Origin of the sequence: Alkalitalea saponilacus, from assembly GCF_900168165.1 — a bacterium.
Classification (GTDB): Bacteria; Bacteroidota; Bacteroidia; order Bacteroidales; family Marinilabiliaceae; genus Natronoflexus; species Natronoflexus saponilacus.
The window spans coordinates 24,852-41,541 of the sequence record NZ_FUYV01000022.1; the positions used below are offsets into that span (position 1 = coordinate 24,852).

The window sequence follows — 16,690 nt, forward strand, 5'->3', positions numbered from 1 at the left end:
CAAAGAACAATTTTTATAAATATTGATTTATGCGCGTATTGATTTTTAGTCTTGTCTTTATTGTTTTTGGCTGTGAACAGGAGGTTGAAGTGGATTTAACTAAGGGTTTTGAACCGGAGATTGTGGTTAGCTCTTTTTTTTCGCCGCAGGACTCAATCAGGGTTTTAGTTACTTTAACTCAGCCTGCATATTCGAACAGATACAGACGTGTTAGGGTTTCCTCGGCATGGTTAGAAGATGGTTTCAATCAACGACATCAACTCATTGTTGATGAACATTTTTTCGACACGGATTTATTAAGTTCCGGAATTCCGGACTTTACCCCTGGGAGTGCAGTCACACTAGTTGTAGAGTCAGATGAATTAGATAAATTGGTAACGGCTGTGGATACAATCCCACAGCCTGCATATCTTAGGGGGTTTGAGATTATTCCTGTAAAGGATGAGCATTTTTATTATGTTGGAGGTACTATTATTCCACCAATTATGGACGATGAAAACGATCTGTATTATGAAATTATTTTGTACAGCACAGAGCGAGAGCCTGATGATAGCAATCATCATTTTTATAAATATGATTACCCATTTTCTCACCATTATTTAATAACCAGAGAGGATTACTATCCGGGGGTAATGCTTATTGGAGCGGTTGGCCCGCCGACTCTATTGTGGCGCAGCAACAAAAGAGAACCTTTCTATATTGATTTTTATTATGATTCGCCATCGATCCATTGGAATCCTATCGATGGGTATCGATTTCCCAAACATCACTTAAAAATTGAGTTGCGTACCGTCTCTAAAACCTATTTTGATTATAAAACATCCCTTTACCGGCAACAGTATGCTGTTGAAGGGGACTTCTTATACGGATTAGCTCCTCCTGTATCTGTAAGGTCCAATGTGGTAGGTGGCACTGGTATATTTGCCGGCTTTTGTAAGGTTGATACAGTAATTCCGTTAGAGGCCCGCTCTTTTAAGTAGTCTTTGAAAGAAAACGCCAAGGTACGTTATGCTCGTCAGAAAAATACTCATTTACACAAGTTAAACTTCGTTTTTTCTGACTTGCTCCACCGCTAAAGCTTCAGGCGGCACGCGGTCACAGCCTTGCCTTTGACGCTCTCTTATCAAAGTCTTTAAAATTGGGGTTCTCTTGTTGAAACTAAAAGGTAATTATGTATATCCGACTGTTCAGTTTAATTTTTCTGGTTTTCTGTATTGATGGGGCAAGTGTTGCAGCTCAATCCCCGCGACAGGTTGTTTCCGGAACGGTGCTTGATGTGGTGACGGGAGAGGTGCTAATTGGTGCTTATGTTTTCTGTTCAAATGGAAAATATTTTGCAACATCCAATGCCCAGGGTCATTTCACGCTGTGGCTAAACAGTCGGGATTTTGATAATGAGATTACAGTCACACACATTGGATATGCTCCGGCAATCTTACATGTTGAGTCTTTTGGGCAAAGACAAACGGTATATTTAACCCCGGCTCATTTCTCTTTGGATGAGGTGGTGGTTTCAAGCCAAAAGGTTAGGGATTTCATGATGCCGGAGGTCTCTGTATTTCAATTGGAACGGCGTGAACTGCAACTATTGCCATCTTTTGCCGGAGAAAAAGATTTGCTTCTCTATTTACAAAAAACGCCCGGTGTTAGCACTGCCGGTGATGGCAATGCCAATATGTATGTGCGTGGCGGTGGACATGAACAGAATTTGTTTCTTCTGGATTATATGCCTCTTTACCATGTCAGCCATTTTGGTGGGTTTACATCTACATTTAACTCGGATATAATTAATAGTGCAGATGTTTATCTGGGAGGTTTTCCGGCCCGTTATGGAGGACGTTTGTCATCTGTAGTTGATGTTTACTCCCGCGATGGGAATAATTTGAATCATAAAAAGCAGTTAACCCTGGGCATGTTAACCTCTAAAGCTATGTTGGAAGGTCCAATAGTTAGAGAAAAATCATCCTATCTGGTTGCGTTCCGAAAAAACACGTTTCCTTTTTTTCGCTGGGTTTGGGGGATGGACGAAAACTATACAATGTATGATGTGAATGTTAAATTGAATCATCGCTTTACGGAGAAGGACCGATTATACTTCAGTTACTATATTGGTAATGACCAGGTTTCGGTTCGGGTAAAAAATGACGACAGGGTTAAGTCCAGATTGAACGTAGGGTGGGGGAATCATGCTTTTTCGTTGCGTTATAACAAGGTCTTTGATCATTTTCTTTACATTAATGTTATTGTTGGCAAATCCGGTTACGACTATCGGGAGAAATCAGCAGTAAAGTTGAATAATGAAGGTTCTTCCGGCAATTTTAGAAGTGTTTTCATGTCGGGAATAGAAGATGAATTTGTAAAAATTCATCTTGATTATCAGCCATTGAACAATATGGCTGTTTTCTTTGGCAGTGAGTTGTTTCGTCACTCCTTTAAACCGGGGAATACACATATTTTACAATCGGGAAGCGGGTTTGCTGATCTCAATGAAAAGGGCGGATTTTCAAATGAAAACTCATTCTCTCCCAGTTTTTTTGGCGAAATGATTCTTAAAGATATTTACGGATTTTCGTTAAATGGAGGTGTGCGGGTAAGTTCCATTTATACCAAAAGTGAAAACTATACATTTGTTAAACCCCGGATAACAGTAGCTCGTCGATTGTCTTATGATTTTTCTGTAAAATTTAGTTATTCGGAGATGATGCAGCATTTCCATCTGATCTCAAACAATAGTGCCGGAATGCCCACTGATTTTAGGATTCCTGTTTTTGATTTAGCCCCGCCCTCAATAAGTCAACAATTCTTAGCAGGCATTTACCACTCATCTTATGACGATATGTATGAAGTTTCTCTCGAAACTTATTACAAAAAGATGAATGATCTTGCAGATTTAAAAGAAGGAGTATCGTTTACAACAGCAGGTTTTAACTGGGAATCAATTTTGGCAGTTAACGGGCAAGGCGAAAGCAGGGGTGTTGAGTTTCTTGTTCGAAAAACTAAAGGTGAATCTACCGGATGGATGGGCACTTCCTTATCCCGCTCTGAACGCCGTTTTGACGATTTGAATTCCGGTAAAAAGTTTCCCTTTAAATACGACAGATTGTTTTCCATATCATGTTTTTATCAGCAACAAATCAGTGAAAAAGTCTCCATGTCATTTGCGTGGGATTTAGGAACCGGTTTGCCATACAGCCTGCCCAAATCGCAATACAGAAACCATGAGGGCGATTTTGTTTTTATTTATGATGGTATTAATGGTTATCGCGACATCTGGTACCACCGTGGAGATGTGGGATTATCTTATGTCACAGTAAAGAATAAGTTTAGCAGTGAGTGGAGTTTGAGTGTCATAAACGTTTACAACAGAAGAAATCCGAATTTCTATTTTACCCGAATTCATGATGAAAGTCCAACGCTTTATCGGTTTAGTCTTTTCCCGATTATGCCATCGGCCAGTTATACGATAAAATTCTAATAGGAAGCTAACAATTTGTTGTCTCTTTATGCGTTCATATTTTTAAGTTCTTTGTGTTGTAATTCTTTTTATCTGATGATTAAGAAAATATTGTTGTTCTCTTTCGTCGCAGCCATCTTCGCCCTAACCACCCAGTGCGAAAAGGAGTATGTAAAAACAAACTCCAGTTTGTTTTTTAATGTTGATACCCTTATGCTGGATACTGTTGTGTCTCAGATAGGTAGTGCTGTTCATGTTAAGGTAAGACTATTTAATCACAGTCGGGATAATACCGAAGATGTTCTTATCAGATTAGCCGATGGAGACGATTCCCCTTTTTTAATTAATGTCAATGGCATTCCGGGAAGCGAATCCGTACACAATATAAGGGGTAAAGATAGCTTATTTGTTTTTGTACAGTTGAAGTCCGGGCTGTTACCTAACTCCGACAATTGGGTTGAGGTTGTATCAGACAAAATCATTGTTGAGAGTGGTGAACACAGTCAAAACGTTGTTTTAAAGTGTCCGGTTATCCACGCAATAGAAAAACAGGGAGAAATGAATGATGCTGTATGGGTGCAGGATTCATATATTTTTGTAAGCAACGATGTTACCATTCCATCGGGACATACACTGGAAATTGAATCCGGAGTAAAGATCTTTTTTAACAATGGAGCCAGATTTATAGTAAATGGTGGTCTGAAAGTTCTTGGCAGTTGTGATAAAAGAGTATTCTTCCGCAGTTACAGATATGATAATTTAACCAGAACCATCAAATACGAACAAGTACCGAAGCAATGGGGAGGCATATATATTAAGGAAAGCACCCAGCCGGTGGTTTTTAAAAATGCAGTTATTATGGGCGCAAATACCGGACTTCACATTGGTGAACCGGGAGGTGAGGACGTTTCTGTTGATTTGCTAAATACAATTATGCGGTATAATGGAGATGTAAATATTCTGGCTTTCAATACTGATTTGCAAATGTATAATTGTTTGCTTTCCAATTCCGAACAACAAATCATTATGTATGGAGGCCGAATGAATATGATTCACAGCACAGTTGCCAACTATTATGAATGGCGCGATAGTTATTATAAGTCAGCAATTGAGCTCAATGATGCAGATCCTTTGGGTCATAGCTATGTTTTCGACAAGTCGGATATTACAAATAGTATTATTTATGGAATTCAGCAAAATGAAATTGTTGTGCCTGAGGATGCTCTCTTAGATTATTTTCAATTCAACCAGGTAATATTGAAGTCAACAGCTGATATTGAAGGCATACTAACCCAATCGCCAAATTTTGTGAGCCTGATTCACTATGAATATGATTTTCACTTACAAGAAAACTCACCGGGAATTGATTTCGGCATTGTCATTGAAGATGATCGGCAATATTTTGATCTGGACTGTAAACCCAGAGGAAGTCGAATTGATGTAGGTGTTTATCAGTTTTAAGGTATAAAATAGATGAACTGAGATTCCTCACTCCGTTCGGAATGACAGCCATTTGTGATTGTAGGTAGCGGGAGTTGGAAGCGGCAAAGCCGCCTCCAACTCCCGCGGAACTCTGAAAACCCTTTGTCATTTCGATCTGCGGGAGAAATCTATTGGTTTTAATTGAACAGTAATTATGTTTTTTGTTCAATTTGCTTTTTGCTTGTTTCTTTTTTTCTTTGTAAAGCAAACGTGAAATACATAAACTCCATATCTTATTTGATGTAGGTTCTGTTTATTATTTTGACACCAAGGGAAATCATGGATTTTTCCCTGTTATGCTACAACTTAATATTGGGTGTAATTTGAAAAAATGGTAAGCGCAATGCCAAAGTCATTTATGCTTAGTATGCTGCAATCAATTTCAGATGGGATATCTTTAAGTAAAGGGAAAAACCTGCAAGGTTTTTCCCTTGTTCTTTTTGTTCATACATCTGGTTCTTAAATAATGCCTATTATTGGTAAATGATATTGACGCAGGTCAAATATTATGTGCGGATTTTAGTCGGCTGTTATACCATTCCCCCTCCCCCACACAATATGACTTATAAAAATTCTGTTCGTAACGCTCAAATTGTTTTCGTATGTTTTTCTCCTTCTTTCTGGTTGCTTTGTCTTTTCCGGTAAATTTAATCGATACACATAACTTTACCGGAAGTATATCGTTGCTGCCTCTGTGATTAAATTCTTCTGCTAATGCACGGGAAGTGATGGTATTGTAAGGTCTTAACAAATCATTGCTTCGGTATTTTAAATAAAAACCAAATGCTACCCGCGATTGGGGATGAAAATAGTCGTAACCAAATTGCATAAACCAGTTTAACTTCCAAGGTGATCTGTATTTGTCTGTGTAGTGGCTGTCCCAAGGCATTTTCTGATACCTGGAACCCATTGCCGACTCTTTTTCAAGAAGCTGGGACTCTCCCTCGTACAATTTAGCTGTGGCAAAGGCTTTATATAATCCACTTCCCAATGAGATGTTAAAGTGAGGTTTATCATGCGTATTTCTGAATTTGTAGGAGTAAAAGGGCCCAATGCCCAAGTGACTGACATGTACATAAAGATCTTTGTACCAAGGGTGCGCATTAATTCCCAGACTGTTTTTTTCTAATTCGGATTTATAACCGTCAAATGTTAACAATATGCCTGTCGACGATTTAATGGTGTGATAGTACTCGCCCCCAACTCCTAATATGACAGCCAGAGGACTCAAATCTCCGTTGGTTAACGTGTATCCATTATCGATTCGAAGAAAAGCTTTTTTAATTTGAGCTGTTAGCGTTCCACATATACAGAACAGACCTATGACTACAATTTTTAGTTTGACCATCTTTATCAGATTTTTTGCTGTTTTAAACAATAATCAGACCAAACAAGATTGTTATATCGGCAAAAAACTTTCACTATTCCACCTCCCACACATCCCCCTCAATGGCCAAATCTCTGAATGTTTTAATGGTCGAAGTAGATTGTAATCTTTCTATCTGATTGATAACCTCCTGATCGTAAACCGGAGCTTTTACTTTCCTGATAACACCAAGCGCAACGGGGAATTCCGGGTATTCCATATTAGCAAGTTTCAGGTGCAGGGTACTGTCCTGGCATTCGGCATCGTGCACCAACAGATCGCTTTCGGTTAATCCGTTTTCGCCTATTTTTACCACCTTTAGCTGCATGCCATCAAGGATGAGTCCTTTGTCCCTGTTTTTGCCAAATATCATGGGCTCTCCATGCTTCAAAATAATTGTCCGATCATGCTTCTCCTCTTTATGTGTAAGCTCTTCGTGGGTTTTATCATTATAAATCACGCAGTTTTGCAATACCTCAACAATGGATGTCCCTTTGTGTTGTGCGGCTTCCTTAAATATCTCGGTACAAAGATTTGGCTTTCGATCCATAGACCTGGCGAAAAAGTTGCCTCGTGCACCAATGGCGAGTTCTCCTGGTCTGAACGGGTGTTCAATGGTGCCAAAGGGTGAGGTTTTAGAAATGAACCCTCTTCTGGAGGTGGGTGAAAACTGTCCTTTGGTGAGTCCGTATATTTGGTTGTTAAACAGAATGATGTTTAAATCGATGTTACGCCTGATGGTATGAATAAAATGGTTGCCACCAATGGCCAGGGCGTCGCCATCGCCGGTTATTTGCCATACTTTTAAATCCGGGTTGGCAATTTTAACGCCTGATGCAATGGCTGAACCTCTTCCGTGAATGGTGTGAAAACCGAAGGTATTCATATAATAAGTAAAGCGTGATGAACATCCAATTCCGGAAACCACAACCACCTCTTCACGTTTCAGGTTCAGTTCCGCCATGGCTTTTTGCACACTATTAAGGATGGCATGATCTCCGCAACCGGGGCACCATCTTACGTTTTGACTGCTTTTAAACTCCTCTTTTTGAATGATGGTATGTGGATTATTCATCTTTGTTCCTCCAGACTTTTTTTAAAGAACTCTTTGAGTTCTTTAATGGTAAATGGTAATCCTTGAACTTTATTGTACTGGATGTAGTTGAGTTTTGGGAAATGGTTTCGCAGCCAGGTTGCAAACTGTCCCATATTTAGCTCACATACAATAATGGTTTTATATTTTTTCAGTATATCTTCGGTGTTTTTGGGAAGGGGATTTATGTAGTTAAATATTGCAAAGGCAATTTCATTTCCTTCGGTGTTTAATTCCTCTATGGCTGTATGTAAATGGCCGTATGTGCTGCCCCAACCAACAACCAGAACTTCTGCCCCGGGATTTCCCTCCACCGAAAGTGGAGGAATGAAATTTGCCACCCGGTTTAGTTTTTCCTGTCTTAATTTAACCATGATTTCATGGTTCGGGCCATCGTGTGACACAGCACCTGTATCAGCGTCTTTTTCCAGGCTGCCGATGCGGTGCTCATAACCTTCCATTCCAGGACGCACCCAATCGCGATTGAGCTTCTCAGGATTTCGGAGATACGGTAAAAACTTTCCCGGTTCTTGCTGACTTCTGGGTATGTCAATGGTTGGAAAGTCTCCCTCTTCAGGGACTTTCCACTGTTGGGATCCATTTGCCAGAAAACTGTCGGTAAGCAGTATCACCGGAATCATATGTTCAAGAGCAATTTTGGAAGCATAAAATGCATAATCAAAGCAGTTTACCGGTGTGCTGGCAGCCATCACCACCAGAGGGCTCTCTCCGTTTCTTCCATAAAGTGCCTGCATAAGATCTGATTGCTCTGTTTTGGTTGGTAAACCCGTGGAGGGACCGCCTCGCTGAACGTTAACCACTACCAATGGCACTTCTGCCATGACTGCCAATCCCAGAGCTTCACTTTTTAGGGAAAGTCCCGGGCCGGATGTATTGGTGATGCCAAGTGCGCCGGCGTATGATGCTCCAATGGCCGAGGAAATGGCAGCTATTTCATCTTCAGCCTGAAAAACTTTTACTCCCAAATCTTTTCGCCCGGCCAGCTCTTGTAATATTTCTGTAGATGGCGTAATGGGATAGGATCCCAAAAACAGCTGCAGACCGCTTTTATCGGCAGCCAAAAGGAAACCCCAGGCCACAGCCTTGTTGCCGCTTAAATTCCGGTAAAACCCCTTTTGTGGTTCACTGGTAGTAATGTGATAAGAGGGAGTTCCTGCCTGTATGATGTTGCCGTAATTAAAACCGGTTTCCAGAATTCGCAAATTGGCCTCCATTACGTCAGGCTTATGACTGAACTTGTGGCGTATATATTTCCTGGTATAGTCAATAGGCCGGTTAAACATCCAGTTGATGAGGCCCAGAGCATACATGTTTTTACTTCGCAGAATGCTTTTCCGATCCAATTTTAAGTCTTTGGTGCATTCCTGACTTAGAGATGTAATGGGTGCTTTTACAATGTTAAAGCCTTGAAGTTTATCTTCAATAATAGGATCGTTCGTTAGATAGCCTGCTTTTTCAAGGTTCTTTTTATCGAAGTTATCCACATCCATGATGATGGTGCCGCCGGGGCTCATATAATTTACGTTGGCTTTTAGCGCTGCCGGGTTCATTGCCACCAGCACATCTGTTAAATCGCCAGGAGTGCAAACGCCCTTCCCAAAGTGAACCTGAAAGCCGGACACCCCACTAATGGTTCCTTGCGGAGCTCGTATGTCTGCCGGGAAATCGGGGAAGGTGGATATATCATTGCCAAAAGCAGCGGTAGTTAGTGAAAACAACGATCCGGTGAGTTGCATACCATCTCCGGAATCTCCGGAGAACCTGACGGCAATTCTATCTGCATCAATTATTTTAGATCTTCTTTGCATCGTGACCCTGTTTTTTTTGTTTTATTTTGATGCCTGTATGTACTAGAACTAATTTACCAATTAATTTGTTATAATACAATGACGAGGACACTCTGATGTCCTGCTTTTTCTATGATTTTTATCAACAGAAAAACCTAGTTGGCAGGTTGCAGAAGACAATTTGTTATCTTTGTCGTATAATTTATAATAGTATTTATGGCATTAGTTAGAGAAGTCAGAGGATTTACTCCAAAAATAGGTAAAGATGTTTTCCTGGCGGAAAACGCCACCATCATAGGAGATGTTGTCATAGGAGATGAGTGCAGCATTTGGTATAACGCTGTTTTACGGGGCGATGTTAACTCAATTAGAATCGGTAACCGGGTAAATATACAGGATGGTACAGTTTTGCATACTTTGTATCAAAAATCGGTGGTTGAGATTGGTGATAATGTATCCGTAGGACATAATGTGACCATACACGGTGCGAAGATTGAAGATAACGTTCTTATTGGTATCGGCGCCACTATTCTTGATCATGCAGTGATTGGTTCAAATTCAATCATTGCAGCTAACTCTTTGGTGCTTACAGGAACCATCGTGGAACCCAACAGCGTTTATGCAGGTGTACCTGCTAAAAAAGTTAAAGATATTGAACCTGGGCAATCCAAAGAGATGATTCATAAAATTGCCAACAACTACCTGATGTATGCAGGATGGTATTCGGAGGATGGAGGAAGTTGATTCAATTAGTACTCCAATCTTATTGCTGTTATCTCCCTATCCATAAAAAGCGAAGCGGTTTGTGAAAATTTGTCGGGATGTTCGGTAGTGTAAAACAGGCAACGATTGTTCCTTGAAATCCGTGATTTCATCTCAGGATGGCGTGTGAAATAGTCTTTCAGACTTTCGGCCACAATCGGTCCCTGTGAAATGATTTTTACACCTGCGGGGACGTGTTTTTCAATAACTGGTTTGAGCAGGGGGTAATGGGTGCATCCAAGTATTATGGTGTCCGTTTCAGGGGCTTTTTTAAACAGATTTTCAATGTTCTTTTTTACAAAGTAGTGCGCTCCTTCCGACAGGTGCTCATTGTTTTCAACCAATGGAACCCACATGGGGCAAGACTCCTGTTCTACCCTGATATGAGGAAACAATTTTTTAATTTCCAGTGGGTATGATTCTGAAAGCACGGTGCCGGTGGTACCTAAAATTCCCACACATCCTGATTGTGTTAGTTCTCCGATTTTTTCCGCACTGGGACGGATAACTCCTAAGACCCTTCTTGAACTATCTATTCTTGGCAAATCAATTTGTTGAATGGTTCTGAGTGCCTTTGCCGATGCAGTATTACAGGCAAGAATAATAAGAGGAGAGCCCATTTCAAACAGAGCTTTTACAGCTTGTAAGGTATACCGGTACACCACATCAAATGATCGGCCTCCATAGGGCGATCTGGCATTGTCCCCCAAATAGATGAAGTCATATTCAGGAAAAGAGGTTAAAAGATCATTAAGGATGGTAAGTCCTCCATATCCTGAATCGAATACTGCAATAGGCTCTGATTGGTGCATGTTTTCAAGATCTTTTATAAAAATTAAAAGGAGACATTCCCTTAAAATTCTTATTGCAAACGAACTCCGTTTGCAATAAGAATTCAGGAAATACCTCCTCTAAAATAAGTAAAAATATCTTACCTCGTTAATTAATTCCAAGCTTTGCTTTCACAAGTGGGGCACAGTCCACGCTATCATCAGAGTGAAACAGCACCACCTGTGAGCTAACATCGAAAATGTAGATGAATCCATTCTCTTCTCCTACAGCATCAATGGCTCTTTGTAGTTTTTCCAGGATGGGCTGATATAATTCCTGCTCTTTTCTGGAAAGGGTTTGTTGTGCCATGGACTGGAAGTTCTGCAGTCGTTGTTCAATTTCCTGTATCTCTTTTTCCATGGTTGCTCTGATGAGTTCAGGCATGTTTTCGCGTTCGGCCAAATATTCACGGAATTTGCGTTCGTGCTCCTCGCTCATTACACGCATTCTGTTCTGTAGAGTTTGTGCCTCTTGTTGGAGTCGCCTGTCTGCTTCCTGCTTTTCAGGCATATGCATGATTAGTTCCTGCATATCGATGTGTCCAAACTTCAATTCCTGGGCTGAGGATATCAAAGGAGTAATCAACAACAGAGTGATTACAACAGAAAGTTTTAAAAGTTTCATATTACGATGCATTATTATTATTCAACATTAATTCTGAATTCCTAATTTTTGTTTTACAAGCGGGGTAACATCCACGCTGGTTGTCGACTGAAAAAGAGTTAAACCTGAATTTATCTCGAAAATGTATAAAAAGCCATGTTCATTTCCTACCTCTTCTATGGCAGAGAATAGTTTATTAAGAACAGGTATTTGCAATTCTTCCTGTCTTCTTTGCAGGGTTTGCTGAGAATTGGTGAAAAACTCCTGAACCCTTTGTTGAAGCTGAGCATACTCTTCCTCTTTTGCTGTTCGTTGAGCAGGAGTATATGTGTCGAAATTGTTTTCGTACTCAATTTCAATACGATTGAGTTCTTCTCTCATGGATGTGAATTGCCTTTCCAATACGGCAGTTTCATCTTCCATGGTTTTGCCTATTTGTTGGTATTCAGGCATTTGAAGAATAATGTCGGCAACGCTGACATGTCCAAATTTCGGGGTTTGTGCCGAAACTCCAAAGGACATTAATAAGGCAATAATAATCAGCCCGCTGTTTCTAATTAATCTCATTGATATCTGGTTTATGTTTATCTTCTATGGCCAAGTCTTTGTAGCACCTGGTCGCTTCTGTCATGTCTCGGATCTAGATATAATACTCCGTTGGCTTTATCAAATACTGCGGCCAGATCTTCTTCTCTTGCTATTTCACGAATGGCATTTGATAATTGCTCTTGTATCGGTTGTATCAACGTCTCCTGTCGTTTAGCCATTTCACCTTCAGCCCCAAAATATTTATGCTGAAGCATTTTAGCTTCTCTTTCTTTTGCTATTATGGCCTCTTCTCTGCTTGTTCGCATTTCGGCAGATAAAAATACACTTTCTGTTTGATAGTTCTGATACATACGTGCAACTTCCTGATAAATTTCTTCTATCTCGGCCTGCCAGCGGGTTGACAATTGGTTTAATTGTTCCTGTGCTGCCTGAAAGGCCGGAATGTTTCGCAATACGTAGTCAGTATCAACAAAAGCATATCGTTGTGAATAGGTTGTGGCTTGCAAACCTATTATTGCCAGCAAAATTAAAATTGTCTTCTTCATATGACAAAAATTTTATCGTTCTTGGTTTAAAGCTAATGCAATTATTTACAGGTAATACAAAAACTAAACCATTTTTTAATATTAAAAATTCTGTCCCATTACGAAATGGAAGTTGCTGCCATTTGCATTTGGATTATATGGGTTTTGATCGAAACCATAACCCCAGTCAATTCCCAACAGACCGAACATTGGAAGGAAGATTCGCAAACCAACGCCTGCCGACCTGTATAATTGAAACGGGTTGTAATCAGTAAACTCTGCCCATGAGTTTCCGGCCTCAGCAAAAACTAATCCGTAAACCGTAGCCGATGGCTGAAGAGTTAAAGGATATCTCATTTCCAGAGTCATCTTGTTATATATGTTTGCGTTTGCTACTTGTCGGAAGCCTGAAGACTGTGTTTCATCGGGAATTATACTAAATGCTGTTAAAGAGTTGTTTTCATATCCTCTTAAACCGACGTTTTCGCTGCCGTAGTAGCTAAAATTCATAGCCATACCGTCGCCACCCATAGTGTATTGCTCTAAAGGTGAGCGTCTATGTTTATTGTAATACCCGAGAAAACCAGCTTCTATACGCGGCATAATAACTAATTTGTTTGCATTGTCCAGAGTTTTAAACATACTTCCTTTAAAACTCCATTTATGGTACTCAATGAAACGATATAGTTCCTGTTGATTGGTGACGGTTGAATAGTCCTTGTCGGAGAACCAGGAATATGGTGGGGTAAATTCAAGCCCTAAACTAAAATCAGACCCCGATCTGGTATATAGAGGATTATCAATTGAGCGGCGCGATAGAACTGATCTAAATTTTATATTGTTGGCACGGCCGTTTGACATAAGAAAATGCCACTCTTTCATATCGTAATGCTGATAGCTTAATTCATTATACAATACAAAGTAGTCATCTGGCCAGGTGAGCCTTCTTCCAAGCCCCACTGAGATTCCAAAAGTTTTAAAATGTCGGGAGTCGTCTCCTCTTAAGGCAAAAGGATCCTGTTGCCTTCCGTACATGTTGAACATGTTGTATCTGCTACTTACTCCTGTTTGTATTGATCTGTGCAAGGAAACACTCAGCGAGTTAGGTTTGCTTCCACCCAGCCATGGTTCCATAAAACTGACACTATATGCCTGATAGTATCGTCCATTTGTTTGTGCTCTAAGTGATAAAGTTTGCCCATCTCCTGTTGGTAATGGTCTCCATGCTTCACCATTAAAAAAGTTTCTTACCGAGAAGTTCGTGAATCGTAATCCTAATGAACCGACAAACATTCCTGCTCCCCAACCTCCGGAAAGCTCTATCTGGTCGTTTGCTTTTTCTTCCAGATTATATTCCAGATCAACCGTACCTTTATCGGGATCAGGCAAAGGAATAGGCTGTATTTTTTCCGGGTCAAAGTGGCCCAACTGTGCTAATTCCCTAACAGTACGTATCAGCAGAGCTTTGTTGAAAAGCTCACCGGGTTTGGTTCGTAATTCCCTTCGGATAACATGCTCATGAGTTTTTGTATTACCTCGTATTATGACGTTGTTAATTGTTGCCTGGTCGCCTTCAAAAATTCTCATTTCCAGGTCAACAGTATCGTTTTCAATCCGAATATCCACCGGAATGATTCGGCTGAAAAGGTAGCCGTTATTCATATAGAGATTATGAACAGCATCATCGTCAATAAATAACCTCTCATCCAGTCTTGTCTGATTAAAAATATCTCCTTTTTGAATTCTTAATACATGACCGAGGTATTCACCAGGATAGATGGTATTACCAATCCAGGTAATGTTTCCAAAGTAATATTGGTCACCTTCCTCAATTTTTATATTAATGTCAACTGTATTTTCGTCAGCTCTTGTAACTGATTCTTCAACAATGTATGCATCCCGATAGCCTCTTTCATTGTATTTTTCTATAATGGCGCGCAGGTCGTTTCTGTAGTTTTCTTCTATAAATCGTTTGGTTCTAAAAAAGTTGCGAAGTCGACGTCGTTGATTGGTCTTCTTCATAATCCGGTTCAACCGGTTATCGGTAAACTCTTCGTTTCCTTCAAAAGTCAGACTGTTAACTTTTACTCTCTCTTTTTTATCTACGTGTACATCCAGTATAACATGGTTTACTCTGGCTGTATCGTCACGTTGCACAATCGAGACTTCCGTATTGTAGAATCCTCTTTCAACAAAATGACTCTTAATGAATCGCTGTGCTCTGTCAACAAGGTATGGAGTTACCTGGCTGCCTCGCATCATGGCGACTCTGTCGTTTACTGCGTCAATTTCTGAACGTCGAAGTCCAGTATAGTTTATTTCTGATAATCGCGGTCGTTCCTGGAGGTAAATTTCCAACCATATTTGGCGACCTTCTATTTTGGCGGCAGAAATTTTCACATCGGAAAAAAGTCCGTAGTCCCAATACTTTTTGATGGCATTGGTTATATCATCTCCGGGAACTGTGATCTGTTGACCAACTCTTAATCCTGATAAATTAGCAAGAATTTGCGGATCATTATTGAGATCACCGACAACTTCGATTCCGGCAATAGTATAGCTTCTGGGAGTACCTGAATAGGATATTTCAGGAGTGGACGTTTGTCCGTTAAGCGTTAAAATTGAAATGATAAAAAGGAAAAGAATTGTACTGAAACGTTGCAACATCATTGTTTATTTAAGTATTAACTGATCACTTGTTTTTCCGAAACGTCTTTCTCTTTGTTGATAATTTAAAAGTGCTTCATGGAAATGTTCCTTGCGAAAATCAGGCCATAATACATCAGAAAAGTATAATTCTGAATAAGCAATCTGCCAAAGCAGAAAATTGCTTATTCTTAATTCTCCGCTGGTTCTTATAAGGAGCTCAGGATCAGGCATGTTTTTCGTTTCCAAATATTGGCTAAACAAATGATCGTTTATTTCGTCTGAATTAATTTTATTGTTTTTAACATCTTCGGCCAACTGCTTAATACCCTGAATGATTTCCCATCTGGAACTGTAACTCAGCGCCAAAACCAAAGTCAAACCTGTATTGTTCGAGGTTTTCTCGATGCAGGTGTTGAGTTTGTCAATTACATTTCCGGGCAAACTTTTTTTGCAGCCTATGGATTTTAGTTTTACGTTGTTTTTCATCAGGGTTTTGGTCTCCGATGCAATGGTGGAAACCAAAAGTGACATCAGTGCATCAACTTCATTCTTCGGTCGGGTCCAATTTTCTGTTGAGAAAGCATAAAGGGTTAAAAAGTCGATCCCCATTTCTGCTGCGGCTTCTGTTACTTCCCGTACAGCTTTGACTCCATTTTGATGACCAAAGACTCTAACGTTACCTCTTTTTTTTGCCCAACGCCCATTGCCGTCCATTATAATGGCGACATGGCGTGGTAATTTTTCCCGGTTCAATTGTTCTTTTAAAAGCATACTATCTTCTTCCTCTGTTGTGGAAACCATCATAACATTTTGCATCTCTGGTAAATATATTGAAGGTAACATATACACCAACAATGGAATACCAGTCATTATTATGCGTCCAATTCGACCTTCCAAAGCCAAACGGGTCACCCGGGTTGACAGGAAAATCGGTTCCAACTACATCTAAATCATCGGTAAAAGTTTTACGGAAAGTCCATTCAGCTCCAAGTTTGAACCAATCAGTTACTTTCCATTTTACACCTGCACCGAACGGCAAAGATAATACAAAAGTCGGTTTTTCAGAGTGATTATCATCTACTTCTTCATATCTTGTGTAAAAAGTAGATGCCACGCCTAAAGCAACATAAGGAGTAAAGATGGTTTCAGGCCGGTGTGGATGGTCAAATGAGAAAAAATTAATTTCCAAAAGCGTAGATAAATCTATCACATTTCTTTTGAAAGAGTATGGGGCAGAATCATATTCTCGCAAATGTACATCATCAAACTCGGGGTAGGAGCCGCTGAGTCCGGCCATTTGCAAACCGCCCCTGAAAGCAATTCGTTCATTAACATTGTATCTTATAATTCCTCCTATGGAAGGCTGGATGTTGTAAAACATCCTATCAGGGTTTAGATCTCCGTTATACCAGGAAATTCCAAGGAACGGACCTCCTTCTATTTTTGTTTGTGCTTCTACCGGAGCTGATAAAAAACCAATGAATAGAAATGCCAAAAATAAACCTGGTTTCAGGCGTTTGTATAGACTGCTGTACGATTCTGGTTTTTGCATTGATAGAGTTATGAAGA

14 protein-coding genes are annotated in these 16,690 nt (G+C 40.1%); 4 read left to right on the top strand and 10 right to left on the bottom strand.

Annotation, left to right across the window (positions count from 1 at the left end):
- Nucleotides 1–29 precede the first annotated feature (29 nt).
- The 3 genes from B5X70_RS15390 to B5X70_RS15400 all read left to right on the top strand — a co-directional run bounded on the left by B5X70_RS15390 (nucleotide 30) and on the right by B5X70_RS15400 (nucleotide 4,915).
- Nucleotides 30–980, top strand: a complete 951-nt coding sequence (locus B5X70_RS15390; protein ID WP_079558799.1) for a DUF4249 domain-containing protein — start codon at nucleotides 30–32, stop codon at nucleotides 978–980.
- Nucleotides 981–1,171: 191 nt separating this feature from the next.
- On the top strand, nucleotides 1,172–3,475 hold the full coding sequence (locus B5X70_RS15395; protein ID WP_079558800.1) for a TonB-dependent receptor: 2,304 nt from the start codon (nucleotides 1,172–1,174) through the stop codon (nucleotides 3,473–3,475).
- 75 nt (nucleotides 3,476–3,550) lie between these two features.
- Entirely contained in the window at nucleotides 3,551–4,915 is a 1,365-nt protein-coding gene (locus B5X70_RS15400; RefSeq protein WP_079558801.1) for a hypothetical protein, read from the top strand.
- A 520-nt stretch (nucleotides 4,916–5,435) separates the two neighbouring features.
- Here the strand turns inward: B5X70_RS15400 and B5X70_RS15405 are convergent.
- The 3 genes from B5X70_RS15405 to B5X70_RS15415 all read right to left on the bottom strand — a co-directional run bounded on the left by B5X70_RS15405 (nucleotide 5,436) and on the right by B5X70_RS15415 (nucleotide 9,224).
- Nucleotides 5,436–6,284 (bottom strand): hypothetical protein, encoded by an 849-nt coding sequence (locus B5X70_RS15405; protein ID WP_079558802.1) that lies wholly within the window; start codon nucleotides 6,282–6,284, stop codon nucleotides 5,436–5,438.
- Between the two features lie 73 nt (nucleotides 6,285–6,357).
- Nucleotides 6,358–7,377: a 2-oxoacid:ferredoxin oxidoreductase subunit beta gene (locus B5X70_RS15410; protein ID WP_079558803.1), complete on the bottom strand. Its 1,020-nt coding sequence runs from the start codon at nucleotides 7,375–7,377 to the stop codon at nucleotides 6,358–6,360.
- Nucleotides 7,374–9,224 carry a 2-oxoacid:acceptor oxidoreductase subunit alpha gene (locus B5X70_RS15415; protein WP_079558804.1) on the bottom strand — a complete coding sequence of 617 codons (1,851 nt, stop codon included), beginning with the start codon at nucleotides 9,222–9,224 and terminating at the stop codon, nucleotides 7,374–7,376. Before B5X70_RS15415 ends, B5X70_RS15410 begins: the two co-directional genes overlap by 4 nt.
- 195 nt (nucleotides 9,225–9,419) lie before the next feature.
- Between B5X70_RS15415 and B5X70_RS15420 the strand changes: the two genes are divergently transcribed.
- On the top strand, nucleotides 9,420–9,947 hold the full coding sequence (locus tag B5X70_RS15420) for a gamma carbonic anhydrase family protein (protein ID WP_079558805.1): 528 nt from the start codon (nucleotides 9,420–9,422) through the stop codon (nucleotides 9,945–9,947).
- Nucleotides 9,948–9,952: 5 nt separating this feature from the next.
- On the opposite strand, the gene murI is transcribed toward B5X70_RS15420, so the two are convergent.
- The 7 genes from murI to porG all read right to left on the bottom strand — a co-directional run bounded on the left by murI (nucleotide 9,953) and on the right by porG (nucleotide 16,673).
- Nucleotides 9,953–10,777: a glutamate racemase gene (murI, locus tag B5X70_RS15425; RefSeq protein ID WP_079558806.1), complete on the bottom strand. Its 825-nt coding sequence runs from the start codon at nucleotides 10,775–10,777 to the stop codon at nucleotides 9,953–9,955.
- Between the two features lie 127 nt (nucleotides 10,778–10,904).
- A complete protein-coding gene (locus tag B5X70_RS15430) occupies nucleotides 10,905–11,420 on the bottom strand; it encodes an OmpH/Skp family outer membrane protein (RefSeq protein WP_079558828.1) in 516 nt (171 codons plus the stop codon).
- Nucleotides 11,421–11,447: 27 nt separating this feature from the next.
- Complete coding sequence (locus B5X70_RS15435; RefSeq protein WP_079558807.1) at nucleotides 11,448–11,966, bottom strand: OmpH/Skp family outer membrane protein; 519 nt, start codon at nucleotides 11,964–11,966, stop codon at nucleotides 11,448–11,450.
- A gap of 17 nt (nucleotides 11,967–11,983) precedes the next feature.
- A complete protein-coding gene (locus B5X70_RS15440; RefSeq protein WP_079558808.1) occupies nucleotides 11,984–12,493 on the bottom strand; it encodes an OmpH/Skp family outer membrane protein in 510 nt (169 codons plus the stop codon).
- Nucleotides 12,494–12,574: 81 nt separating this feature from the next.
- Nucleotides 12,575–15,142: an outer membrane protein assembly factor BamA gene (gene bamA, locus B5X70_RS15445; protein WP_088328561.1), complete on the bottom strand. Its 2,568-nt coding sequence runs from the start codon at nucleotides 15,140–15,142 to the stop codon at nucleotides 12,575–12,577.
- A 3-nt stretch (nucleotides 15,143–15,145) separates the two neighbouring features.
- On the bottom strand, nucleotides 15,146–15,937 hold the full coding sequence (locus tag B5X70_RS15450) for an isoprenyl transferase (RefSeq protein WP_234995086.1): 792 nt from the start codon (nucleotides 15,935–15,937) through the stop codon (nucleotides 15,146–15,148).
- Nucleotides 15,894–16,673 (bottom strand): type IX secretion system protein PorG, encoded by a 780-nt coding sequence (porG, locus tag B5X70_RS15455; RefSeq protein ID WP_079558810.1) that lies wholly within the window; start codon nucleotides 16,671–16,673, stop codon nucleotides 15,894–15,896. Before porG ends, B5X70_RS15450 begins: the two co-directional genes overlap by 44 nt.
- Nucleotides 16,674–16,690: the final 17 nt, after the last annotated feature.